At 50.2% G+C, this 24,520-nt stretch carries 18 protein-coding genes; 13 read left to right on the top strand and 5 right to left on the bottom strand.

The annotated features are described in order from the left end of the window. Position 1: 1 nt before the first annotated feature. Positions 2-1,399 (bottom strand): guanine deaminase, encoded by a 1,398-nt coding sequence (gene guaD, locus ADH68_RS02375; RefSeq protein WP_068961971.1) that lies wholly within the window; start codon positions 1,397-1,399, stop codon positions 2-4. Positions 1,400-1,856: 457 nt separating this feature from the next. Here guaD and trpB point away from each other — a divergent pair, with 457 nt between their 5' ends. The 8 genes from trpB (at position 1,857) to typA (ending at position 10,509) form a co-directional block, all read left to right on the top strand. After that, complete coding sequence (trpB, locus tag ADH68_RS02370; RefSeq protein ID WP_068959962.1) at positions 1,857-3,068, top strand: tryptophan synthase subunit beta; 1,212 nt, start codon at positions 1,857-1,859, stop codon at positions 3,066-3,068. A gap of 80 nt (positions 3,069-3,148) precedes the next feature. Next, a complete protein-coding gene (locus ADH68_RS02365) occupies positions 3,149-4,546 on the top strand; it encodes an anthranilate synthase component I family protein (protein ID WP_068959963.1) in 1,398 nt (465 codons plus the stop codon). A gap of 14 nt (positions 4,547-4,560) precedes the next feature. Beyond that, positions 4,561-5,133 (top strand): anthranilate synthase component II, encoded by a 573-nt coding sequence (locus ADH68_RS02360; protein WP_068959964.1) that lies wholly within the window; start codon positions 4,561-4,563, stop codon positions 5,131-5,133. A 66-nt stretch (positions 5,134-5,199) separates the two neighbouring features. After that, positions 5,200-6,198, top strand: a complete 999-nt coding sequence (trpD, locus tag ADH68_RS02355; RefSeq protein ID WP_068959965.1) for an anthranilate phosphoribosyltransferase — start codon at positions 5,200-5,202, stop codon at positions 6,196-6,198. Beyond that, positions 6,195-6,989 carry an indole-3-glycerol phosphate synthase TrpC gene (locus ADH68_RS02350; RefSeq protein ID WP_068959966.1) on the top strand — a complete coding sequence of 265 codons (795 nt, stop codon included), beginning with the start codon at positions 6,195-6,197 and terminating at the stop codon, positions 6,987-6,989. Before trpD ends, ADH68_RS02350 begins: the two co-directional genes overlap by 4 nt. Before the next feature lie 168 nt (positions 6,990-7,157). Further along, complete coding sequence (locus ADH68_RS02345) at positions 7,158-7,853, top strand: phosphoribosylanthranilate isomerase (RefSeq protein WP_157755858.1); 696 nt, start codon at positions 7,158-7,160, stop codon at positions 7,851-7,853. Further along, the gene (gene trpA / locus ADH68_RS02340) at positions 7,819-8,598 is read left to right on the top strand and encodes a tryptophan synthase subunit alpha (protein WP_068959967.1); all 780 of its coding nucleotides are present in this window, start codon (positions 7,819-7,821) and stop codon (positions 8,596-8,598) included. The genes ADH68_RS02345 and trpA overlap by 35 nt, the downstream gene beginning before the upstream one ends. A gap of 111 nt (positions 8,599-8,709) precedes the next feature. After that, entirely contained in the window at positions 8,710-10,509 is a 1,800-nt protein-coding gene (typA, locus tag ADH68_RS02335) for a translational GTPase TypA (RefSeq protein ID WP_068959968.1), read from the top strand. A gap of 265 nt (positions 10,510-10,774) precedes the next feature. Here typA and ADH68_RS02330 read toward each other — a convergent pair whose 3' ends face one another. Continuing rightward, positions 10,775-12,220: an MFS transporter gene (locus ADH68_RS02330; RefSeq protein ID WP_370015448.1), complete on the bottom strand. Its 1,446-nt coding sequence runs from the start codon at positions 12,218-12,220 to the stop codon at positions 10,775-10,777. Between the two features lie 156 nt (positions 12,221-12,376). Here ADH68_RS02330 and ADH68_RS02325 point away from each other — a divergent pair, with 156 nt between their 5' ends. The 4 genes from ADH68_RS02325 (at position 12,377) to ADH68_RS02310 (ending at position 17,051) form a co-directional block, all read left to right on the top strand. Further along, entirely contained in the window at positions 12,377-13,546 is a 1,170-nt protein-coding gene (locus ADH68_RS02325) for an AI-2E family transporter (protein ID WP_068959969.1), read from the top strand. 365 nt (positions 13,547-13,911) lie between these two features. Then, positions 13,912-15,411 carry a DUF6377 domain-containing protein gene (locus ADH68_RS02320; protein ID WP_068959970.1) on the top strand — a complete coding sequence of 500 codons (1,500 nt, stop codon included), beginning with the start codon at positions 13,912-13,914 and terminating at the stop codon, positions 15,409-15,411. Between the two features lie 99 nt (positions 15,412-15,510). Next, positions 15,511-16,620 carry a 2-iminoacetate synthase ThiH gene (gene thiH, locus ADH68_RS02315; protein ID WP_068959971.1) on the top strand — a complete coding sequence of 370 codons (1,110 nt, stop codon included), beginning with the start codon at positions 15,511-15,513 and terminating at the stop codon, positions 16,618-16,620. Continuing rightward, positions 16,620-17,051: a DNA alkylation repair protein gene (locus tag ADH68_RS02310; protein ID WP_068959972.1), complete on the top strand. Its 432-nt coding sequence runs from the start codon at positions 16,620-16,622 to the stop codon at positions 17,049-17,051. Before thiH ends, ADH68_RS02310 begins: the two co-directional genes overlap by 1 nt. Positions 17,052-17,152: 101 nt before the next feature. Here ADH68_RS02310 and thrC read toward each other — a convergent pair whose 3' ends face one another. The 3 genes from thrC to thrA are packed head-to-tail and all read right to left on the bottom strand — an operon-like array spanning position 17,153 to position 22,176. After that, a complete protein-coding gene (thrC, locus tag ADH68_RS02305; protein ID WP_068959973.1) occupies positions 17,153-18,466 on the bottom strand; it encodes a threonine synthase in 1,314 nt (437 codons plus the stop codon). Between the two features lie 22 nt (positions 18,467-18,488). Then, complete coding sequence (locus ADH68_RS02300) at positions 18,489-19,700, bottom strand: cofactor-independent phosphoglycerate mutase (protein WP_068959974.1); 1,212 nt, start codon at positions 19,698-19,700, stop codon at positions 18,489-18,491. 40 nt (positions 19,701-19,740) lie between these two features. Beyond that, entirely contained in the window at positions 19,741-22,176 is a 2,436-nt protein-coding gene (gene thrA / locus ADH68_RS02295; protein ID WP_068959975.1) for a bifunctional aspartate kinase/homoserine dehydrogenase I, read from the bottom strand. Positions 22,177-22,452: 276 nt separating this feature from the next. Here thrA and ADH68_RS14000 point away from each other — a divergent pair, with 276 nt between their 5' ends. Beyond that, the gene (locus ADH68_RS14000) at positions 22,453-24,363 is read left to right on the top strand and encodes a family 43 glycosylhydrolase (RefSeq protein ID WP_157517391.1); all 1,911 of its coding nucleotides are present in this window, start codon (positions 22,453-22,455) and stop codon (positions 24,361-24,363) included. Positions 24,364-24,520 lie beyond the last annotated feature (157 nt).

The following is a 24,520-nucleotide window of genomic DNA, read 5'->3' as shown; positions in this document are numbered from 1 at the left end:
ATTATTTGTCAAGTTCTGATGCATACATCCATTTTTTGTCGCGGTTGCGGTCGTATACCTTACGCCCTGCGACATAAGTGGCCTTGTTGAAGTTGTTGAGTCCGAGGGTCATGAGCACAAACAGTTTCTCAAAAATAGTGTTGGAGAATTTCAGACGCCATGTCGCGAACTCCGACGGCTTCAGGTCGAGCACTGCGATATCCGCCTCATAGCCCGGAGCGATACTGCCGATTGTATTCTCAAGATGAAGGGCTTCGGCGCCGCCGCGAGTGGCGAGGTAGAAACTTTTTACAGCATCAAGATTCTTCATCTGTAACATAGCCACCTTATATGCCTCGTTGAGCTGACGTGGTATGGAGAAGTTGGTGCCACCACCAACATCGGTGCCCATGCCTGTGCGCACGGGACGGCTCGGCTCTTTGGCCTCCCAGTATTTGAATTCTCCGTCGCCAAGGAAGAGATTGCTGCTTGGGCAATGGGCTACTCCGCAGTCGCATTTATGCAGTGTCTGCCATTCCTCCTCACGCACAATACAGCAGTGGGCCATTATCGACCTTTTGTCGACGAGGCCGAAATGTCGGTAGACCTCAGTGTAGTTGGGCTGGTCAGGGAACAGCTGTGTTACCCAGTCAATCTCACTCTGAACTTCATCGAGATGGGTATGCATATACACACCCTGGTCGATGTAGCGTTGGTATAGCTCGCCGGCGAGTTGTAGCTGTCGCGGTGTGGAGGTAGGAGCAAACCTCGGTATGATGGCATACAGCTGTCGGCCGCGGTGATGCCACTTCTTGAGCAGTTTCTCCGCGATTACTATCGACTGGTCGGTGTCCGGGTCCTTTAACGAATCGGGCAGATTGCGGTCCTGCAGCACTTTGCCACTGATCATTCTGGTATCATAGCGTTCGCTCTCCTCGAAGAAGGCGTCGACGCTTGTCTCGAATGTAGTGGCAAATACATTGGCAGTAGTTGTTCCCTGCTCAAGCAGCTGTTTGAAGAATTCGCGGGCTACCTCGTCGGCAAATTTCTTGTCTTTGAATTTACTCTCGGTAGGAAATGTGTACTGATTAAGCCAGTTGAGAAGTGTGTCGCCGAATGATCCTATCATAGGACTCTGCACATAATGTACGTGGCAGTCGATGAATCCCGGCATTATAAGCGAGTCTTCATATGTGTCTATATCGCCTTGTCCTAATTGTGGATATTTGGGTGCTATTTCAGGATAATTGCCTACATCGACTATATGTCCGTCCTGTATTATTACGAGGCCATCATTGAAATAGTCGTAGCATTTCTCTTCGTTATTAAGGAACGGATCGGCCTTGAATGTCAGAATCTGGCCGCGTAATCCCGTCAGTCTGCCACCTTCGGGATTTACAGGTATGGGTGAATTGGTCATCTTGCGTATATGTTTGGTTTGACTTATATGGATTAACATTTATTATTAAACAATCTCTAAATATCAACACCTGGGATATAGAATTGGTTCCGTTTTTTGCGATATACACAAGGTGTGCATAAATTTTGAATATTTTCGGCGTGGAGCATCTTTTTTCGAATTAAAATTTGGAAGATTGAAAATTTATGCATATATTTGCATCGGAAGTAATATTCAAAATGCATATTTAATGTATATGAGCAATTCGTTTATACAGAATTATTGGTGGTGCCTCGATGACATATATCGATGGCTCCCGGCTCATATATTATAATGACAAGGGTTTTCCGTAAATACAATTTAGGTAATAATAGATTCACAGGTAGCCGTCGATTGAGTTTATACTCGGTCGACGGTTTTTAATTATGAAGCCTGGTAAATTACATTAACAAACCAACGACAATACATATCATATAGTATGAAAACTATCGCACATGGGCCTGCATTTATGGTGGATGAGAAAGGCTACTACGGACGTTTCGGTGGCGCTTATATTCCTGAGATTCTGCATCGTAATGTGAAGCAACTTTCAGATGCTTTTGCCCACTATGTAGATGACCGTGATTTTAATCATGAACTGGACATACTACTTTCCGATTATGTTGGGCGTCCGTCGCCGCTTTATCGTGCCGCACGTCTCAGTGAGCGCTATGGAGCTGAAATATACCTCAAGCGCGAGGATTTAAACCACACCGGAGCACATAAAATCAACAATGCCATAGGTTCGGTACTCCTTGCGCGGCGCATGGACAAAAAACATATTATCGCCGAGACGGGAGCCGGACAGCATGGCGTCGCGACCGCTACAGTGTGTGCGCTTATGGGGATGGACTGTACAGTCTTCATGGGAGCCACCGATGTCATGCGTCAGCAGCCCAATGTACAGCGCATGCAGATGCTCGGAGCGCGTGTCGTAGCCGTAGAGTCTGGCAACAAGACCCTTAAGGATGCTACCAACGAGGCTATCCGCTACTGGTGTTGCCATCCTGATAGCTTCTATGTGATAGGCTCTACCGTTGGCCCCGACCCATATCCACGTATGGTCGCCCACTTCCAGTCGGTAATCAGTCGGGAGATGAAGGCCCAGTTGCTGGAGCATACGGGACGCGAATTTCCCGATGCCGTGGTTGCATGTGTGGGAGGCGGAAGCAATGCCGCCGGCGCTTTCTATCATTTTATAGATAATCAGGATGTGCGTCTCATAGCGGCCGAGGCTGCCGGAATGGGAGTTGATACCGATATGACTGCCGCTACTATAAGTGTCGGTACAGAAGGTATAATACATGGAGCCCGCACTATGGTGATGCAGACTCCCGACGGACAGATTGTAGAGCCATATTCAATATCGGCCGGACTTGACTATCCCGGTATCGGGCCGCTTCACGCACATCTTGCCGACTGCGGCCGCGAGGAGGTGGTGGCCATAACCGACCGTGAGGCCCTTGATGCCGCCATGCTTCTTACCCGTACCGAAGGCATAATTCCCGCCTTGGAGTCGGCGCATGCGCTTGCTGCGCTTGAGCGGATTCGTTTCGAGTCAGGGCAGACGATAGTGGTAAATCTTTCCGGTCGCGGTGACAAGGATATGCATACATATCTTTCCAATCTGCCGTCGGATTTCGGCAGATGACACGCGCCAATATCTCAATCAAATAAATCCGGTCAAAAAGTAATGACCGGTATATATTAAACAGTTCAGAACATTTACTTATGAATCTATATATCAACTCCCGTACCATCCCGGCCGATTTGCAGACACCTGTGGCTGTATATCTCAGGCTGCGCGACCTCTACCCGGAATCGGCACTCCTTGAAAGTTCCGACTATCACACCACTCAGAATGCAAAGAGCTATGTCGGCATTGAGCCTATGGCCTCTTTTCGTGTCGATGCCGGAGGCGTTGTCTCCATGAAGTTTCCCGACGGTACGGTCGAGTCTGTCGATGATGCCCCGGGGAGCATGGTAGTCGATGCGTTACGCTCATTTGTGGGTCGTATAAATATAGCAGGGGGCACATCCCCCGGTCTGCTCGGCTTTACTGCCTACGATGCGGTTAAGTATTTCGAGAAAGTGGCGATATCTCCCAGAGAGGAGCGCTTTGCGTCTGTACCCGACATGTACTACATACTTTTCCGCTACATAATATGTTTCGACCACTATAAAAACCATATCACAATTGTAGAGCACCTCGACTCTGAGGATACTCCATCGGCTATTGACGATATTGTGGCGATGCTGCATGACAATAACTTGCCGCAGTTTCCGTTCCATGCTGTGGATGAGCCGCGTGCTTCAGTATCCGACGACGATTATTGCCGGATGGTGGAGCAGGGTATAGCTCATGCACGGCGCGGCGATGTGTTTCAGGTGGTATTGTCGCGAAGGTTTGAGCAGCATTACATCGGTGACGACTTCAATGTGTACCGCGCACTCCGCTGTGTCAATCCATCGCCTTATCTGTTTTACTTCGACTTCGGCGACTTCCGTATATTCGGCTCGTCACCGGAGACTCATCTCCGTGTACAGGATGGTACTGCATATATCGATCCTATTGCCGGCACATTCCGCCGCACAGGTGATGATGTCCGCGACCGGGAACTGGCCGATGCTCTGCTTGAGGATGAAAAGGAGAATGCCGAACATATAATGCTTGTCGACCTTGCCCGAAATGACCTGAGCCGGGGTGGGGGACATGTCGAAATCGACTTTCTGCGTCAGATTCGCTACTACTCCCATGTGATACATATGGTTTCGCGGGTCAAAGCCACACTTCCCGACCTGGCTGATGTGTTTTCGCTGTTTGCCGGCACCTTTCCTGCCGGCACACTGAGCGGAGCGCCAAAGGTGCGGGCGATGGAGATTATCGATACTCTGGAGCCGCACTCCAGGGTGGTGTATGGAGGATGTATCGGGCAGATTGGCTTTGACGGTTCACTCAACCAGGCCATTGTAATACGCAGTTTTCTAAGTATGGAAAGCACTCTATACTCTCAGGCAGGAGCGGGGATTGTGGCGCGTTCAATGCCCCGCAATGAGCTTCAGGAGACAGAAAACAAACTTGGAGCGCTTGCTGCTGCCGTGAAATACGCCGAATCGTTCAATAATTGATAATTTCATTGACTATGAGACTTCTGATACTCGATAATTACGATTCATTCACATACAATATAGTACACTGTGTGCGCTCGCTCGGATATGAAGCCGAGGTAAGACGCAACGACGAGATTTCCATAGCTGAAATTGATGCATTCGACAAGATAATAATATCGCCCGGTCCCGGCATACCGTCGGAAGCAGGAATACTCCCGCGGTTGCTTGAATGTTATGCCGACAAAAAGTCGATATTTGGCGTGTGCCTCGGACATCAGGCCATTGCCGAACATTTCGGTGCTCGATTATATAATATGCCTGAAGTATGTCATGGTGTCAGTTCCATGATGCGTGTTGTGGCTCCCGATTATATATTCGATGGCCTCCCCATTGAGTTTCATGCGGCGCGCTACCATTCGTGGGCTGTCGACGGCGAATCCATTCCTGAGCATCTTGAAGTGACGGCATATAGCCTGGATGGTACGGTTATGGGATTGCGGCATCGCACTCTGGATGTGCATGGCGTACAGTTTCATCCCGAGTCGATAATGACTCCCGAGGGCATAGGGATTATTGAAAACTTTCTATGCACCGTGATGAAATAGGTTTCTGAAGTACATCCGTATCATACCTGACTTACCGGATTGGATATAAAATCGAATTATACAGCAATGAAAAATATATTAGGCAAACTTATTGAGCATGCGTCGCTGAGTCGCGACGAGGCGCGCAAAGTGCTTCTGGATATCGCCGACGGTAAATGCAACGACTGCCAGCTCGCGGCCTTCATGACAGTGTATCTGATGCGCGGCATTACACTCGACGAGCTCATTGGCTTTCGCGATGCTATCCTTGAGCGGCGGCTGCCCGTTGAGTTCGACAGGACGGATGCCATTGACATAGTCGGTACCGGCGGCGACGGAAAAAATACATTCAACATATCTACTGCCACATGCTTTGTCGTGGCTGGTACCGGACGCCGTGTAATCAAGCATGGCAACTATGGCGCAAGCTCTGTCAGCGGCGCATCCAGTGTGCTTGAGTATCATGGTGTGCGGTTTACAACCGACGAATCAATCCTGCGCAGGTCGCTTGACGAGTCTGGTGTATGCTATCTGCATGCTCCGTTGTTCAGCCCGGCTTTGAAGAGTGTGGCGTCGGCACGTCGTCAACTCGGCATACGCACATTCTTCAATATGCTCGGTCCGTTGGTCAATCCTATGCAGCCTCGTCATCAGCTTATGGGTGTGTATTCGCTCGGTATGATGCGCATGTATCATTATATTTCGCAATATGAGGGGATTGAGTGTACTGTGGTACACTCGCTCGACGGGTATGATGAGATTTCGCTTACATCACCCTTCAAGGTAGCAGCTGTCGGTGGAGAGCGTGTGTATCGTCCCGCCGATTTGGGATTTGCCGTTGTCGAGCCCGGTGAGTTGTATGGCGGCGACACCGTAGCGGAGGCGTCGGCTGTTTTTGATAAAGTTTTGACCGGCGAGGGGTCGCGAGCTCAGACCGAATGTGTGCTTGCCAACGCAGCTTTCGCTATCCATACCCTTGAACCGCATGTGTCGCTCCTCGATGCTGTAGAGCAGGCTCGTGAGTCGATAGTATCGGGGCGTGCCGTTGAATGTTTTCGCAAATTTTTAGATATCAATAAAGCATGAATATACTCGACAGAATAGTTCAATCCAAGCGCCGCGAGGTGGATGCGTTGCGGGCTGCCGGATATTATCAGGCCATTGCAACTGTCTCTCCGGTGGAATCAGTGGCATCGATGGCCGAGTCGATAAGACTGAGCCCCACAGGAATAATCGCGGAGTTTAAGCGACGCAGCCCGTCGCGCGGACTTATCAACGGTACTGCCGATGTCGAGCGTACTGTCGAGGGGTATGCCTCCGAAGGGGCTGCCGCATGCAGTGTGCTTACCGACACTCCTTTTTTCGGAGGAGCACCCTCCGATTTGGCAAGAGCAAGCCGTGTGGCAGGGCGTTGTCGGTTGCCGCTTCTGCGCAAAGATTTCATAGTAAGCCGCGAGCAGATATTGGAGGCACGCATGCTCGGAGCATCGTCGGTGTTACTTATCGCATCTGTGCTGACTCCATGCGAGCTTGCCGACTTTGCGGAATATGCTCGCTCGATAGGGCTTGAGACGCTCGTCGAGATACATGCCTCTGACGAACTTGACCGAGTGACAGGAATCGGCGCCGATATGATTGGAGTCAACTCAAGGAATCTCGCCGATATGTCGACTGATATCTCTCATGCCATGCGCATGGGCGATGAGGTGGCGGCTCGATGTGGCGGAGCTGTGATTGTAGCTGAGAGCGGTATCGGCAGTATCGAGGATATCAATAATCTGCGGCAGTACGGATACTCGGGATTTCTCATAGGTGAAAGATTTATGCGCGAGTCCGATCCGGTACATGCCTTCCATGTTTTTTTAACATGCTCTTAGAGATTGTCTAAATTTATATGATACCGATTTTGAGAAGGATTGTCTGATGGATTTTTGCTTGTGATGAGGGAGTGTAGCCGTAGCTACATGACCGAAGAATAAACAAAAAGACACCGACAAGACTCTCAAAAGCAAAGTAATATGAATTTTAGACAATCTCTTAAATATATGACACGCAACAGACAACCGCTCCACGCCGAAATGATGATAAAGGTATGTGGAATGAAAGATGCGGATAATATAAGGAATGTAGCGGCGCTTACTCCGATGATGATGGGATTCATATTCTATCCCGGGTCGCCGCGCTATGCCGGTGACCTCGATGCCGATGTCGTGCGCTCTCTCCCGGGCCATGTGCGTCCCGTAGGGGTATTTGTCAACTCGGAGGAGCACGAAGTCATAGAGATATGTCGCAGTTATGGTATAAAAATAGTGCAGTTGCATGGCGAAGAGTCGCCCGCAATGTGTGGCTCTCTGCGCCGGCAGGGGTTCACGGTATTCAAGGCTGTAGGCATTGCGACTGCAGCCGACTTCTCCATGCTTTCTGAGTATGAAGGATGTGTCGATATGTTTCTGTTCGACACCAAGAGCCCGCAGCATGGAGGCACAGGATGTCAGTTTGACCACTCCTTGCTTGAGAAATATTCGCTCGATGTGCCATACCTTCTCAGTGGTGGTATAGGCCCGGGCGATATCGACACTGTAGTGGCGGCAATGCGTCCGGGCATGGCCGGCATAGACATTAATTCACGTTTTGAAGTCGCTCCCGGAGTAAAGAATCTCCGTGCGCTCATACAATTCATTCTTTCACTACGCTCATTCAACGAATATGAATCGGATAACACGCCTTTTTGGGAAAAATAAGAGAGACATACTCTCGGTATTCACAACCGCCGGATATCCACGGCTTGAGTCGACCGGCGAGACACTTGCGGCGCTAAGCGATGCCGGTATCGACATGGTCGAGGTCGGTGTGCCATTCTCCGACCCTATGGCCGACGGACCTGTGATTCAGGAAAGTTCCGCCGTGGCATTGCGGGAAGGTATGACTCTCCCCACGCTACTGCGCCAGGTAAAAGAGGTGCGCCCTCGTTTGCGCGATGATATGCCTCTGGTGCTTATGGGATATCTCAACCCTATGATATGCTATGGCATAGAACGTCTTTTCAGCGACTGCAAGGATGCCGGTATTGATGCCATAATAGTACCGGACCTTCCTTTTGATGAGTATATTGATGTTTTCCAGACACTTTGCCGTCAGTATGATTTACCTATGATAATGCTCATAACGCCCGAGACCGAGCCTGAGCGCATACGGCTTATCGACCGCGAGTGCGACGGATTCATATACATGGTGTCGAGTGCGTCGACTACCGGTGTCCGCGATGGTTTCGACAGCACACAGGAGCGGTATTTCCGCGAGATATCGGAAATGAATCTTTCCCATCCGCGCATGATAGGGTTCGGAATAAGCAATCAGTCGACTTTCCGTATGGCCTGTGACTACGCCTCGGGCGCAATCGTTGGTTCCCTCTTCATTAAATATCTTGCTTCGGAGTCGTCGCCTCGTGCCGCCGTGGAGAGGCTGCTTGCCTCTCTCGGACGCTGATTATGATGTGACCGTCCCTCTTTTTGAATCATTTTATCCGGAATGGAGCGAGCATTGGCCGAAAATTTGTAACTTTGCGCCCGAATTGAAGAGAAACATTTACAACGACACATGCAGAACATCAGAAACATTGCTATCATTGCCCATGTTGACCACGGCAAGACTACTCTTGTCGACAAGATGCTACTTGCCGGCCACCTTTTCCGCGAAAACCAGAATGCGGGAGAGCTTATACTTGACAATAACGACCTGGAGCGAGAACGAGGCATAACGATTCTATCAAAGAATGTTTCGATAGACTATAAAGGCACAAAAATCAACATTATAGACACTCCGGGACACGCCGACTTCGGTGGTGAGGTAGAGCGTGTGCTCAACATGGCCGACGGCTGTCTGCTGCTGGTAGATGCCTTTGAAGGCCCGATGCCACAGACCCGTTTTGTGCTACAGAAAGCCATACAGATGGGCCTGAAACCGGTAGTTGTGGTCAACAAAGTCGACAAACCCAACTGTCGTCCCGACGAGGTGCAGGAAATGGTGTTCGACCTGATGTTCAATCTCGACGCCACTGAGGACCAGCTTGACTTCCCCACAATATACGGATCGGCAAAGCAGGGCTGGATGTCGACCGACTGGCGCAAGCCTGCCGACGACATTACCGCGGTGCTCGACGCGATAATCGAATATATACCCGCGCCCAAGACTCTTGAGGGCGACGCTCAGATGCTTATTACATCGCTCGACTACTCCAACTATGTAGGCCGTATCGCTGTGGGTCGTGTACATCGCGGCACACTGCGTGAAGGTATGGATATCGGCCTGTGTAAAAGCGACGGCACTGTTGTAAAGCAGCGTATCAAAGAGCTACATACTTTCGAAGGAATGGGCCGCAAGCGTGTAAGCGAAGTAAGTTCCGGCGACATATGCGCGCTCGTAGGTCTTGAGGGATTTGAAATCGGCGATACCGTTACTACTCCCGACAATCCCGAGCCTCTGCCACGTATAGCCATTGACGAGCCTACAATGTCGATGTCGTTTACAATCAACGACTCGCCTTTCTTCGGCCGCGACGGCAAGTATGTCACTTCGCGTCATATCGCTGAGCGCCTTACTCGCGAACTTGACAAAAACCTCGCTCTGCGTGTGAAAAAAGCCGACCACGAGGATGTGTGGACCGTATTCGGACGTGGTGTGCTTCATCTTTCGGTACTTATAGAGACAATGCGCCGCGAGGGATATGAGCTGCAGGTAGGTCAGCCTCAGGTTATCATCAAAGAGATTGACGGTCGCAAATGCGAGCCTGTCGAATTGCTCACAATCAATGTGCCTGAAGAGTACTCAAGCAAGATTATCGACATGGTTACACGCCGCAAGGGCGAAATGGTAAGCATGACTACACAGAACGATCGTCTGCATATCGAATTCCATATACCCTCGCGAGGTATAATCGGTCTGCGCAACAATGTGCTCACCGCATCGGCCGGCGAGGCTATCATGGCCCACCGCTTCCTTGAATATCAGCCCTGGAAGGGCGACATAGAGCGTCGCACCAATGGCTCTCTGATTGCCATGGAGGCCGGTACCGCATATGCTTATGCAATCGATAAACTTCAGGATCGCGGACGCTTCTTCATCTTCCCTCAGGAAGAGGTATATGCCGGTCAGGTAGTGGGTGAAAGCGCCAAGGACCGCGACATTGTAATCAACGTCACCAAATCTAAAAAGCTCACAAACATGCGCGCTTCCGGTGCCGATGACAAAGCCAAGATTGTGCCCCCAGTGGTGTTCAGTCTTGAAGAGGCGCTTGAATACATCAAGGAGGACGAATATGTGGAGGTGACCCCCCATCATCTTCGTCTGCGTAAGATTATCCTTGACGAACTTGAGCGCAAGCGCGCCAATAAAGATTAATTACCGTTCGGGTACAATATCCAAGGAGCCGCATCGCATTGTCGTGATGCGGCTCCTTATCGTATTATCCCGTGCGCAGACAAGGCTTGTTATCCGGTGAGACTGCTTCTTGGCCTGGGATATCATTAAATCATAGGATTATATAACAAAACTCCCGCCGTCCGATATTAGCCCGGGCGGCGGGAGTTGTATTATGGCTGAATCAGCTTGTCGGATGGGACGGGAACATCAGCCGGTTGACGGTTGCATTCCCGGATGCGGAGTATTATTCCTGGGTGCGTCCCTCTTCTTCGAATATTTTCTCTTCCTTGTCGTCAGATATATTGGGCAATTCGAGTCCGTAGTGCTTCTTGGCGTCAAGAGTTTTGAGCCAGAGACCGAATATAAGGGCAAGCACTCCAAGCGACGCGAAGAGCAGCATCGGGTTGGTGTAGTCATACTTCATCGGGTCGGTAACTCCGGGATTGGAGGCTGTAAGCACTACGCCGATAAGGATGGGGAAGAGCGATAGACCGATATTCTGTACCCAGAAGATAAGAGAGTAGGCCGAGCCGAGGAATCGCTTGTCCATAATCTTGGGGACAGAAGGCCATAGGGCAGCCGGCACGAGCGAGAATGAGATGCCGAGGAGCACGATAGCGCTGAATGCAAGCCACTCTGTGGGATACTTGGGTAGCACGAGTGCAAAGGTGAGATGACACACAATCATAAGCAGAGCGCCGAGTATCAGCATTGTTGCGCCTTTACCCTTACGATCGAGAAAATAGCCGAGGGCCGGAGTGAGGACAGCCGCTCCGATGGGGAACCAGCGGAATATATCGGAAGCTGTAGTGGCGTCGATACCGAGATTGCACTGGAGCATATTGGCGGCATAACGCTGGAAGGGGAAAATCGCAGAGTAGTAGAGCACACACAGCATTGCGATAATCCAGAACAGGCGCGAGCCGAAGATATTTGCCACATCGGAGAGCTTGAATTCCTCTTCAGCGGTCTCATCGTTGGCCAGAGCCTTTGCTCCGAGCTGTGCGTCAAGTTTTTTGTCCATCACGGTAAATACCATAAACGATATGAGGCCGATAAAGAGAAGGGCGGTACAGAAAGCCACAGGAGGAACTACCGAGGGGTCTTGGGGGCTAATCCATTCGGCCAGACGGGGAGAAATCGAGAAAATTGCGAATACGCCGATACGGGCGATTGCCATCTCCAGGCCCATGGCCAGAGCCATCTCTTTTCCTTCAAACCATTTTGCAATAGCCTTGCTAACGGTAATGCCGGCCATTTCACATCCGCATCCGAATATCATGAATCCGAAGGCCGCGAGTTTGGCGCTTCCTGGCATTGATGTCCACCACGAGCTCAGCCACAGTTCAAGAGCTGTGCCTTGGAATAGATTGCTGATTGCATACAGCTTTATGCACGCTCCGGCCACCATAAGCGATGCCGAGAGAGTACCGGTAAAGCGCACTCCCATTTTGTCGAGAATGATACCGGCGAGAATCAGGAATCCGAACACGTTGAGTATATACTCCGCGCCGGCATAGTAGCCGAATGCGTCGGGCGACCAGCCGCGCTGTGTCTCTATCAGAGACTGCAGTGGCGACATCACGTCGACAAACATGTAGGCAAACAGCATCATCGAGGCGATGAGTATGAGCGCTGTCCATCTTGCCCATGTCTTGTCGTTTAGCGCTCTGGCGGATGCTTCCGCCACATTAGTTAAAATAGCCATTTGATATGTTGTAATGATTTGGTTTTGATTTTCGGGGAACAAATTTACACAAAAATGAGCGGAATACGGAAAAATTAGCTAATTTCGTAACATTATTTTACAAAATACAGCAGGTGTAATAACCGAAAATATATAGACATGAGTACGAGCCGACCATATACATTCGACCGCGTAGTGCGGCTGGTAATCACTACTATAGTGGTATGTGCCGCGGTATGGCTGATATACCGTCTGCGCGGTGTGCTTCTGCCATTTTGTGTGGCAGCCCTTATCGCTTACATATTTGAGCCGTTTGTTCAGTTCAACCGCGAGCTTCTCAGGCTCAAGGGGCGTGTGGCGGCTATCTTTATCACTCTTTTCGAGGCTACACTGGCTTTTGGTCTGCTCTGTTACATGCTTATCCCTATGATAACTTCAGAGATGGCCCATATGGCTCATCTGCTTAAGGTATACTCGCAGTCGCAGGTAAGCATACCGTTTCTGCCCGACTGGCTTCATGAATTCATCCGCAATTATGTGGATTTCGAGTACTTGTCAAGTCTGCTTACACGTGAAGACCAGATTAAATTGCTGGAGAGTGCCGCATTCCATACCTGGTCGGTGCTCACGAGCGGGATAAGCATGATTGTCGGATTGCTCAGCTGGTTTATAGTGTTTCTATATGTGATATTTATCATGCTTGATTACGAGCGTCTAAGTAAGAGTCTCCATCATATGGTGCCTCCGGCATGGCGCAAGACAGTGTTCCGTATCGGCAATGACATACAGCGCTCGATGAATCATTATTTTCGCGGGCAGGCTCTTGTGGCATTCTGTGTAGGCGTGCTCTTTACCATCGGTTTTCTGATTATCGGTATGCCTCTGGCTGTCGTGCTCGGTATGTTTATCGGGTTGCTCAACATGGTGCCGTATCTCCAACTGATATCGTTGGTGCCGACTATATTTCTTTGTCTGGTATGTTCGGTCGACCAGGGTGTGGATTTCTGGACGATATTTTGGGAGTGTATGGCTGTATACTGTGTCGTGCAGGCGATACAAGACCTGTTTCTGACTCCTAAAATCATGGGTAAGGCTATGGGGCTTAATCCGGCCATTATCCTTCTGTCATTGTCGATATGGGGCACTTTGCTCGGTTTCCTCGGCCTCATCATAGCGTTGCCGCTGACTACGCTGTTGCTTGCATATTACGATGAATACCTTAATACGCTTCAATTGCGACATATGCGTTCGAGACATCATAATGACATGTCGTCGCCCGACGGGGATGATGGCGTCAAGGAGGACGATGACCATCGACATATTGAATAGAGATATCAACGGTACGCAGTCTGAAAATTTGTTAAAAAATACATGTGTGACGATTAATGCTGTGCCACAGTTTTTGATGACATGCTAATAAATGAATAGTTGCGCAAAAGTTTATTAAATAAATTGTGGCATATATTAAAGTTCAATATCTTTGCAATTGTTAATGAATTCGTGATTGTGTATTCAAATGCGGTTCTATCGCTTGTATTCTGATGTAGGATGCGTTTATTGATAGATACTTTATTCGTTCGTCTTAACCTTATTGTAATTTGCACGCTGTAACATTACGTACATTAATCTTTCTTGCCATCTCGTTCATATGGTGTATTGCTCCTGGAACAATTCTGGGGGCGTCTTATCGTGATATGCCGCATACGGCAGAAGAACTTCTTGAAAGGCTTGACAGCGCTATTGACGAGAGGGATACTTACATAATGCGACGTACATCGGAGATAGACTCTATGGTGATGAATCTTTCGTCATCTCCGTTCGAGCGTACGGCCGGCTATATAGATATTGCAAAAAAATATAAATCACTGTGTGCCGACTCGGCTATAATCTATCTGCGACGGGCCTCTGCGGATGCCTACTCGCTCAGTGACAGTGTGCTGATATTCCGGAGCCGTATGGCGCTGGCCGCCATTCTTCCTCTTGTCGATCTTGAGCGCGAGGCGATACTGATATTTGAGTCAGTTGATGCCGAGGAGTTGCCAAGCGAATGGAAGCGTGAATATTACGATGGTGCCGCCGATATGTATACCATTATTTCAGATCGGGCAATGGCATTGCCTGTGCTTAGTGAGAAATATGGAGCCAAAGCTGATTCCTATCGACAGCATGCCATGCGGTATTATCCGCCGGAATCACCCGAATGGCTTTTTCATGAAGCGTGTCGTTTTTACTTCGACGGAAATTGCTCGGCGGCGATGATTTCTGGAAATGAACTTCTTGAACGTACTGATATTACTGATGCTTTGTATGGGCGAGGCGCCGAATTGATGGCGCGCATAAGTGCCTCTCTGGGTAATGACGAGGATGAATTTTATTATACGCTGCATGGAGCATTGAGCGAGACCCTTCGTGGCGACAGGGAAGGCATGTCTCTCCAGCGTCTGGGACATCTCTTGTACAACAGGGGAGATATCGACCGCGCCCACTCTTATCTTTCGGTTGCACTTACCAATGCTTCCTATGGTATGGGGTATCATTCCGATCTCGTGGGCGAGTCGCTGATGATTATTGATAAGGCCTATCGCAGCCAGTGGAGCCGCAATTATATGCTGCTGTGGGTCATTACCGGCATGATGGTGCTTCTTCTTCTGGTCATGACGGTGATGTTGCTGCGCTACAGGCGATATATTAAGAATATGAGGAAAGAGCATGATATTGTATTGCGGCTTCAGGACGACAGACGCTTGTATTTGGCCAATTTCCTCAGAGTATGCTCGATATCAATGCGCCGTATATCCGAACTGTCACGTACGGTGAAGCGCAAACTTGCCGCACGACAGTTTGAGGAACTATTCAATATCATTAAATCAGGAAATTATATCGACGAGCAGCGCCGCGATATGTTTGGAATTTTCGACAGTACTTTCCTGAAGATTTATCCTACATTTGTCGATGATCTCAACACCATATTGCGTCCCGACGAGCAGTATGTGATTCCTGCCGACGGACGCCTGATGCCGGAACTCCGCATAGCCGCTCTTACTCGCATAGGCCTTACCGACACAGCCAGAATGGCCGAGTTCTTGGGGTATTCTCCCAACACCATATATGCATATCGGGCGAAGATACGTGCCAAGGCGATTGACAGCAGCACGTTTGACCGTGATTTCCAGGCGTTGAGCACACGTGTGTAGTTGCTATATTATGAAATATGAGTAATAAGTACTACCTTTGCATTGAGCATAGGCGCCCTTTTTGACTATGGGATTCCCGCTATGCGGCAGTGTAATAATATGTTTTACGATGAAATAAAAAAATACGACTGGGATGAAACCACTCGTTGTATCGCGTCAAAGCGCGCGGCCGATGTGGAGACTGCGCTTGGGAAAACGCATCCCGATGTCGACGATTTTATGGCGCTGATTTCTCCGGCAGCCGCTCCTTATCTTGAAGACATGGCTCAGATAAGCCGACGGATAACACAGGAGAGATTCGGCAAGACTATCAGTATGTATATACCGCTGTACATCACCAACTCATGTGCCAACGGATGTGTGTACTGCGGATTTAATCATAACAATCCTTTCGAACGCACGATTCTCACCATGGATGAGATACGCCGTGAGTGCGAGGCCATACGACGTCTCGGTCCGTTTGAGAATCTGCTGATTGTCACAGGCGAGAATCCCGCCCGTGCCGGAGTAGACTATCTTGAGGAGGCATTGCGTACGTGCCGTCCGTATTTCAACAATCTCACCATCGAGGTGATGCCACTCAAAGCCGAGGATTACGAGCGCCTTACCCATTCGGGGCTGAACGGAGTGGTATGTTTCCAGGAGACATACCATGAGGAGAACTATAAGAAGTACCATCCTGTAGGCATGAAGTCAATCTACCACTGGCGCCTTAACGGATACGACAGGATGGGACAGGCCGGAGTCCACAAAATAGGCATGGGCGTGCTTATCGGTCTCGAAGACTGGCGCACCGATGTCACCATGATGGCGCGTCATCTTCAGTATCTGCGTAAAAATTACTGGCAGACTAAATATTCCGTGAACTTTCCGCGCATGCGTCCCTCCAAGGGCGGTTTCCAGCCCAATGTGGTTATGAGCGACCGCGAGCTCGCTCAGCTTACATTTGCCTTCCGCATATTCGACAATGATGTCGACATAAGTTATTCCACGCGCGAGAACACTGATTTCCGCAATAATATGATGCAGCTTGGGGTCACATCGATGAGCGCCGGCAGCAAGACTGATCCGGGAGGCTATGCCGTCAATCCACAGAGTCTGGAACAATTCTCCGTGAGCGATGAGCGCACTCCGGCCGATGTGGCCGCCGACATACGCTCGCTCGGATATGAAGTGGTATGGAAAGACTGGGACAAAGTATTTGACTGATGGACGGCGATAAATCCCCACTGCAGGCGATAAAGCATCGCTTCTATGCGATGCGCAACGGTATAGTGGCCGACACCCTGCGTCGTGCCGGTGCAGAGTATCGAGTGATTTTCGGAGTGAATCTTCCACAGCTTAAGGAGATTGCGTCCGACATCGGATATGATGCCGTGCTGGCGCGTGAATTATGGGCCAATGTGTCTACGCGCGAGAGTGTGCTCCTCGCTCCGATGATTATGCCCGCCGAGGAGTTCACCATTGATGAAGCGAGGCGCTGGGTAGCCTCAGCGCCATCGGTCGAGGCTGTCGATGTGCTTTGCCTCCGGTTGCTCGGACGTATGCCGTTTGCCGCACAGATTGCAGATGAGTGCCTTGTGTCCGACTCACGGCTTATGCAGTATGCCGCAATGCGCCTCCGCAGCTACATATCCTGAACGGGCACGGGTATAGATATACTACTGCCGCGTTGCTACAGCTGTCTGACAAGGACGGCATGTATGCAATGCGGCAGTGATTGTTTTGTATATATGGGCGATTACTGTATCTGTGAGAGCAGGAATTTCTTGAACGCCGGGAACTGGCGTGACAGGCGCACTGTGGATTTTTCGCCACGCATGAATGCCGCCAGACGTGATGGTATCTGTACGCGCGCACCGATAGCATCCTCTACCGTATCCTTGAACTTAGCCGGATGGGCTGTCTCCAGGAATATGCCTTTCTCGCCGGGGAGCAGTTGCTCGCCGAGAGCGCGGCACGCGGTGGCTCCGTGAGGGTCGAGGATATATCCGGTCGAGTCATACACCTCGCGCATGGTCGAGCGAATCTGGTCATCGGTGTAGGAGCATCCCGATATATCAGCCTTTATCGCTGCATGGTCGTTACCGTAGAGGTCGAGTATACGTGCGAAGTTTGACGGTTCGCCTACATCCATTGCATTGGCTATGGTCGGGATTGAGGCGCCTGGATTGTATTCTCCGGTGTTAAGATAGCGCAGGAACACGTCGTTGCGGTTGTTTGCGGCAATGAAGCGCTTGATAGGGAGACCCATGCGTTTGGCTATAAGGGCGCTGCATATGTTTCCGAAATTGCCGCTCGGCACTGCCACTACTATCTGTTCGGGGTCGACACCCTCTTGCACCATGCGTGCGTATGCATGATAGTAGTAGAACATCTGAGGCAGGAAGCGCGCCACATTTATAGAGTTGGCCGACGTAAGGTGCATGGCTTTGTTAAGCTCATCGTCGATGAATGCCGATTTTACGAGCGACTGGCAGTCATCGAATGTGCCGTCGATCTCAATAGCGGTGATGTTGCCGCCCAGAGTGGTGAACTGTGCCTCCTGGATTGGACTTACCTTTCCATAAGGATAGAGCACAAAGACTCTTACGCCCGGCACATTGAGGAATCCGTTGGCTACGGCGCTTCCCGTGTCGCCCGATGTGGCCACAAGCACATTGACATCTCCTGTGCTCTTCTCCTTGCTGTGGAAGTGCGAGAGCATATGGGCCATGAATCGGGCGCCTACATCCTTGAATGCAAGTGTCGGGCCATGAAACAGTTCGAGCACGTAGCGGTTGTCGTCGACCTTGCGCAGTGGTATGTCGAAGCCGAGGGTGTCGGCCACGATATTGCGCAACTCCTCAGAGTCGACATCATCGCCGAAGAGTGTATTGGCCACTACATAGGCAATCTCATGTAGTGACATCTCGCCGATATGGCGGAAAAAGGCTTTGGGTATCGATGGAATGCGTTCGGGCATGTACAGGCCGCGGTCAGGGGCAAGACCGTGTACGATGGCATCGCGCAGTGTCACATCTGGAGAGGAATGGTTGGTGCTATAGTACATCATAGCGCATTATATTGACAAATAATTATACTTTTAAGAATTCTTCTATAAAATCGGTGCTCTTCATCAGTCCGTACAATCCGTCGGCTGCGGCTCTTTCGGAGTAGGAAGTTACGCTGTCGGGAGTTTCGCCGGGATGGTATATTATGAACGGTACCGCATCAGATGTATGCGTGCGCAGACGGCATGGGGTAGGATGGTCGGGGAGCACTGCTATTGAGAGCGGCTCGTCAAGAGTGTCGGCGGCTTCCATTATCGGGGCTACTATGCGTCGGTCAAGATACTCGATGGTACGCTTTTTCAACTCAATGTCGCCTTCGTGGCCGGCCTCGTCGCTTGCCTCGATGTGGAGAAACACGAAGTCGGCTCCCGAGCGCAGAGCGTCTATGGCTGCCCGGGCTTTCCCTTCGTAGTTGGTGTCGGCGAGTCCCGTGGCCCCCTCGACATGTATCGGACGCAGACCGGCATAGACTCCTATTCCGAAAATAAGGTCGACGGCTGAAATGACTGCACCGTTCTTTATACCGAATCTGGTGCTCATCGGTTCCATGGACGGTCGGTATCCGGGCGACCATGGCCATATGCTGTTGGCGCAATCTTTCCCGTCGCGGGCGCGGACGAGGTTGACGGGATGTTCCGCCAATATCTTTTGCGATTTTATGATGAGGTCGTTGATAAGCGCGGCTGTATCCGTGGCGTCGTGGTGAGTGGCTTTTATCATTACTGTTTGCCACGGAGTGCCGGGTACATCATGCGGAGGTGTGCATTCTATCCGTTTGTCGGCATCACGTATAAGTAGCAGATGACGGTATGAAACGCCGGGATAAAATTTCACACTCTCGCTCCCGAGCTCACGGTTGAGGGTGTCAATAAGTTCTGTCGCCTCTTGGGTCGATATATGCCCGGCCGAGTGGTTTTTGATATTTCCGTCGGCTATGCATATCAGATTGCAGCGCATGGCCATCCAGCCCTCGGGCACATTTATGCCCATGCTCGCGGCCTCAAGCACTCCGCGTCCTTCAAACGAGGTGCGCACGTCATAGCCAAGGACACCCATATTGGCGATTTCGCTTCCGGGATGAAAGCCCGGCGGTACGGTGGCGAGCAAGCCCGAACGCCCCATCCCGGCAAGCCTGTCCATCGACGGAGTGTCGGCAACCTCAAGGGGAGTCAGCCCTCCGAGGCTTTCTACAGGCTCGTCGGCCATTCCGTCGCCAAGTATTATTATATGCTTCATTTAACTTTCAGAATAGATATTGTCGGTAAAAAACAGTAGATCAGCGTATGTTGGCGATGCCGATGATGTCGGAGAAAACTCCTGCGGCGGTCACTTCGGCTCCGGCTCCATATCCCTTTATCACCATAGGATATTCGTTGTACCGTTCAGTAGTGAGCAGAATAACATTGTTGCTCCCTTCTAGATGGTAGAAGGGGTGGGCCGAGTCGACAGTACGCAGACCTACGCTTACTTTGCCATGGTCGAGCACGGCTGCAAATCGGAAATGCTCTCCGTCTTTTTCGGCCTGGGCACGCATTTTCTCAAACATGCCGTCGAGCTCCTTTACTTTGGTGAAGAAGTCATCAATTGAGCCTTCGAAACACGATTCCGGCAGAAACAGACGACACTCGACATCATCTTGCGAAGTCGGATAACCGGCCTCACGCGCAAGTATCACGAGTTTTCTCATTACATCGCGTCCGCTCAGGTCGATGCGTGGGTCAGGCTCTGCATAGCCTGCCTCACATGCCATTTCTATCGCACGGCTCATGGGTATTTCCGGACTGAGCACATTGAATATATAGTTCAGAGTGCCGCTGAGCACCGCCTCTATGCGCAGTATCCTGTCGCCCGAGTTGATGAGATTGTTGATGGTGTTGATAATCGGAAGTCCGGCCCCTACATTGGTCTCAAACAGGAACTTTACATCTTTTTTTCGGGCCACGCGCTTCATGCGCCGGTAGCCCTCGTAATCGCCCGATGCCGCGATTTTGTTGGCAGCCACAACGTTGATGTTGTGGCTGAGGAGGTCGTAATATAGTTCCGCAATCTTTGGGCTTGCCGTGCAGTCGACAAACACAGAGTTGAAGATATTCATACCGATTATCTCCTTTTTGAGATTCTCCGGAGTCGCGTCGATTGTCGAGTTCTCAAGCAGATAATCAGTCCGGTCTATGTCGATGCCTTCGCGGTCGAAGATACATTTACGTGAGTTTGCAATGCCAACTATGCGTAGCCGCAAAGCCTTGTTTTCCAGCAGGTTTTCCTGTTGGGCGTGGATTTGCGACAGCAGATGTCGCCCCACATTGCCTGTACCGACAACAAACAGGTTTAAGACCTGAGTGTCAGATAAGAAAAAACTGTCGTGGATTACATTGAGCGCTTTGCGCAGGTCGTCATGCTCGATTACAAAGGATATGTTTGTTTCGGATGCTCCTTGAGCGCAGGCTATGACGCTAATACCGTTGCGTCCGAGAACATTGAATAGCTTTCCCGCGATACCGCCGGTGTGCTTCATGTTCTCACCTACGATGGCTACGGTGGCCAGATTGGGTTCGGCTACAATCTCGCTCAGTGTGCCGCTCTTAAGTTCGGCGGCAAACTCTTGATTGAGCACCTGTATGGCGTGGTCGGCGTCGGCGTTGCGCACGGCAAACGAGATATTGTTCTCTGAAGCGGCCTGGCTTACGAGGAACACGGATATGCCGTTTTGCGCCAGAGCATTGAATATCCGTGAGTTGATACCTATCACGCCTACCATGCCGAGGCCCTTGATGGTGACAAGACATGTATCGTTGATTGAGCTGATACCCTTGATAGCTTTGCCCTCCGGCGACGGCTCCTGCTCGCTGATCCATGTGCCTGCGGCTGACGGGTTGAAGGTATTCTTGATTACTATAGGTATGTTCTTGTGGAATACAGGATAGATAGTGGGAGGATAGATGACCTTGGCTCCGAAGTTGCATAGCTCCATCGCTTCGGTAAACGACAGTCGGTCGATTACCAGTGCGCCGGAGATTACGCGCGGGTCGGCGGTCATGAATCCGTCGACATCGGTCCAAATCTCAAGCACTCGGGCATCGAGAGCTGCCGCGATGATTGCCGCGGTGTAGTCTGAGCCGCCTCGGCCGAGATTGGTGACATTGCCTTCTGCGTCGCTGGCTATAAAGCCGGGGACGACTACCACTTTTGCATTAAGATTGTCGAATCGTTCGTGAATCAGAGGTTGTGTGGCGTCATTGTCGAGTACATGCTTGTCCCATTGCTTTACCGTCTTGATAAAAGTGCGGCTGTCGATATGTACCGCACCTTCAATTACGCGCGATACGATTACCGATGATATGCGCTCGCCGTAGCTGACGATAATGTCGAGGGTACGCTGGCTCAGGTCGCGGATAAGGCTTACACCGCGATAGATATTGCCAAGTTCCTCAAGCAGCGGGTTGACAATCGAGAGCACTTCCAGCTTGAACGCTTCGGGCACTATACCGTCAATCACCTGGCGGTGACGTTCTACGATGCGCGCGTAGCTTTCAAGATGTGCTATGTCACCTGCCGCAGCCAGCCGTGCGGTGGCAATCAGCTGGTCGGTGATGCCGCCAAGCGCCGACACCACTACCACCACCGGTTCGTCGCAACTTTCGACAATGGCTTTCACGTTGCGCAGGCTTTCTATCGTGCCTACCGACGTGCCGCCAAATTTCATTACTTTCATTGGCTGATGAGTAGTAAAATATATTAGGTTGTATATATTTGCAAAGTTAAGCATTTATTTCAACATATGCTTCTGTTGCCGTTGTTTACATGATAGATTGTATGATTTATTTGTTATTCGATGCTGATGATGCCTGTTTTGCAGAATTTTTGTAACTTTAGGCGATGAAAGCAGGCAATGAGTGGAAAAATCGGTATGAATATGAAATCGGATGTCTTATGAGCCTGATGCTTCATGTAATCATTGAGGCCTTATGTATATTTCAACTCTGTATTAATGAAAAAGTTTAGTTTATCACATTTCGTGTCTTTAGTGATTCTCTGTGTGTCGTGTTTCCCGGCTTTTGGAGCCGGTATGGCGTCAGGTCCGTTGGTGAACGGTGCAGAGTGGTACGACACTGAAAGCAACCGCATAAACTGCCATGGCGGAAACATAATCAGGACCGACTCACTCTATTACTGGTATGGGGAGCACCGGCCCGGATTTGATGCGGATTATCAGAAGGGAGTCGCGTGTTATTCGTCCGCCGATCTTGTTGACTGGAAGAACGAGGGCATTGCATTCAAGGTGGTCGACGATACCGCCAGCACAGTGCAGAAAGGTTGTACTATAGAGCGCCCTAAGGTAGTGTATTGTCCTAAGACAAAGAAATATGTCATGTGGTTTCACCACGAACTGAAGGGTAGGGGCTACGATGCCGCCCATGTGGCTGTGGCCGAGAGCGACAGGCCGGATGGGCCATTCGAGTTTAAATATTCCCGAAGAGTCAACCCCGGTAAATATCCTTTGAATTTCGATAAATCATTGCGTGGCGCCAAATGGAACACTGATGAATACACCGGATGGAGTCCCGAGTGGCTTGATGCTGTGAAGAAGGGTATGTTTCTTATCCGTGATTTATCGGGCGGCCAGATGTCGCGCGACATGACTGTTTTTGTCGATGATGACGGAAAGGCATATCATATTTATTCTTCAGAAGAGAATCTTACGCTTAACATCGCCGAACTCAACAGCAGTTACAACGCCCATACAAGCAAATATATACGTATTTTTCCTGCCGGACACAACGAGGCTCCTGTCTTGTTTAAGAAAAATGGCCGATATTGGATGATATGTTCGGGATGTACAGGATGGGCGCCAAATAAGGCACGCATGTTCTCGGCCGACAGGATAATGGGAGAGTGGACCGAACATCCTTCACCATTTGTAGGCGAGGGCAGTGACACGACATTCGGTGGGCAGGGGGCTTTCCCTCTGGTAGTAGGCGACAGTGTATATTTCTTTGCTGACAAATGGCGTCCCGGCTGTCTTGCCGACTCCCGATATCTTTGTCTGCCTATAGACTTCGACGTTGATTCTGTTCCTGTCGTTAAGTATGTAGATATAGCTCCTGTGCTCAACCGCACCGCTGACGGGCGCAGACTTGTGTGGTATGATGAGTTTGACGTAGACGGTCCTCTTAACGACAGCGTATGGAACTATGAGGAAGGCTTTGCCCGTAATCATGAGGCACAGTGGTATCATCGGGATAACGCATATTGTAAGGACGGCCTGCTCATACTTGAGGCGCGCAAGACACGTAGCCCCAATCCTATGTTTGAGGATGGCTCGTCCGATTGGCGCCGCTCGCGTCCTACGATAGAATATACATCAGCCTCGGTAAATACCAGGGGTAAAAAAGAATTCCGCTATGGTACTCTTGAAGTCCGCGCACGCATCCCGGTCGGTCCGGGTGCATGGCCTGCGATATGGACTCTCGGTAATGACATGCCATGGCCTTCATGTGGCGAAATCGATATAATGGAGTATTACAGAATAGACGGGGTACCTCATATTCTTGCCAATGCAGCCTGGGGCAATGACCGACAATATGATGCCGTATGGAACAGTAAGACTGTAAATTATGAGCATTTTCTTGCCAAGGATGCCGACTGGGCTTCAAAATTCCATATCTGGCGTATGGATTGGGATGAATCGGCATTGAAGATATATATTGACGGAGAGCTGATTAATGAAGTATCACTTGATGATACCGTAAACGGTACGGTCGGCAATGGCACGAATCCGATGAGGCAGCCTCACTATTTCCTCCTTGATCTTGCTTTGGGTGGCGACCATGGAGGAGATATCGACAACGGTGCATTGCCGATGAGATATGAGATTGATTATGTAAGGCTATATCAGTAGCTTTGATGTAAAGCGCCATATTACAGGTCGTCCATATGCATAGGGACGGCCTTTTTTGCGTCTGCTACGGGCGGTTTATTGACATACTTCTACAGTTTATTGACATACCGTTTTATTATATGGAAAAAGTTTGTAATTTTATCGTCTGAGAGAACTA

Origin of the sequence: Muribaculum intestinale (assembly GCF_002201515.1) — a bacterium.
In the GTDB taxonomy this organism is placed as follows: domain Bacteria; phylum Bacteroidota; class Bacteroidia; order Bacteroidales; family Muribaculaceae; genus Muribaculum; species Muribaculum intestinale.
This window is presented reverse-complemented; position numbering and strand designations above follow the sequence as displayed.

Bases quoted from the DNA above. Each gene is read 5' to 3' on its own strand.
- ADH68_RS02300 (WP_068959974.1), bottom strand. From the start codon at position 19,700: ATGAAGCATATAATAATACTTGGCGACGGAATGGCCGACGAGCCTGTA.
- guaD (WP_068961971.1), bottom strand. From the start codon at position 1,399: ATGACCAATTCACCCATACCTGTAAATCCCGAAGGTGGCAGACTGACG.
- ADH68_RS02310 (WP_068959972.1), top strand. From the start codon at position 16,620: ATGGACGGCGATAAATCCCCACTGCAGGCGATAAAGCATCGCTTCTAT.
- typA (WP_068959968.1), top strand. From the start codon at position 8,710: ATGCAGAACATCAGAAACATTGCTATCATTGCCCATGTTGACCACGGC.
- ADH68_RS02320 (WP_068959970.1), top strand. From the start codon at position 13,912: ATGCCGCATACGGCAGAAGAACTTCTTGAAAGGCTTGACAGCGCTATT.
- thiH (WP_068959971.1), top strand. From the start codon at position 15,511: ATGTTTTACGATGAAATAAAAAAATACGACTGGGATGAAACCACTCGT.
- thrA (WP_068959975.1), bottom strand. From the start codon at position 22,176: ATGAAAGTAATGAAATTTGGCGGCACGTCGGTAGGCACGATAGAAAGC.
- ADH68_RS02350 (WP_068959966.1), top strand. From the start codon at position 6,195: ATGAATATACTCGACAGAATAGTTCAATCCAAGCGCCGCGAGGTGGAT.
- ADH68_RS02365 (WP_068959963.1), top strand. From the start codon at position 3,149: ATGAATCTATATATCAACTCCCGTACCATCCCGGCCGATTTGCAGACA.
- ADH68_RS02345 (WP_157755858.1), top strand. From the start codon at position 7,158: ATGACACGCAACAGACAACCGCTCCACGCCGAAATGATGATAAAGGTA.
- ADH68_RS14000 (WP_157517391.1), top strand. From the start codon at position 22,453: ATGAAAAAGTTTAGTTTATCACATTTCGTGTCTTTAGTGATTCTCTGT.
- ADH68_RS02360 (WP_068959964.1), top strand. From the start codon at position 4,561: ATGAGACTTCTGATACTCGATAATTACGATTCATTCACATACAATATA.
- trpA (WP_068959967.1), top strand. From the start codon at position 7,819: ATGAATCGGATAACACGCCTTTTTGGGAAAAATAAGAGAGACATACTC.
- thrC (WP_068959973.1), bottom strand. From the start codon at position 18,466: ATGATGTACTATAGCACCAACCATTCCTCTCCAGATGTGACACTGCGC.
- trpD (WP_068959965.1), top strand. From the start codon at position 5,200: ATGAAAAATATATTAGGCAAACTTATTGAGCATGCGTCGCTGAGTCGC.
- ADH68_RS02325 (WP_068959969.1), top strand. From the start codon at position 12,377: ATGAGTACGAGCCGACCATATACATTCGACCGCGTAGTGCGGCTGGTA.
- trpB (WP_068959962.1), top strand. From the start codon at position 1,857: ATGAAAACTATCGCACATGGGCCTGCATTTATGGTGGATGAGAAAGGC.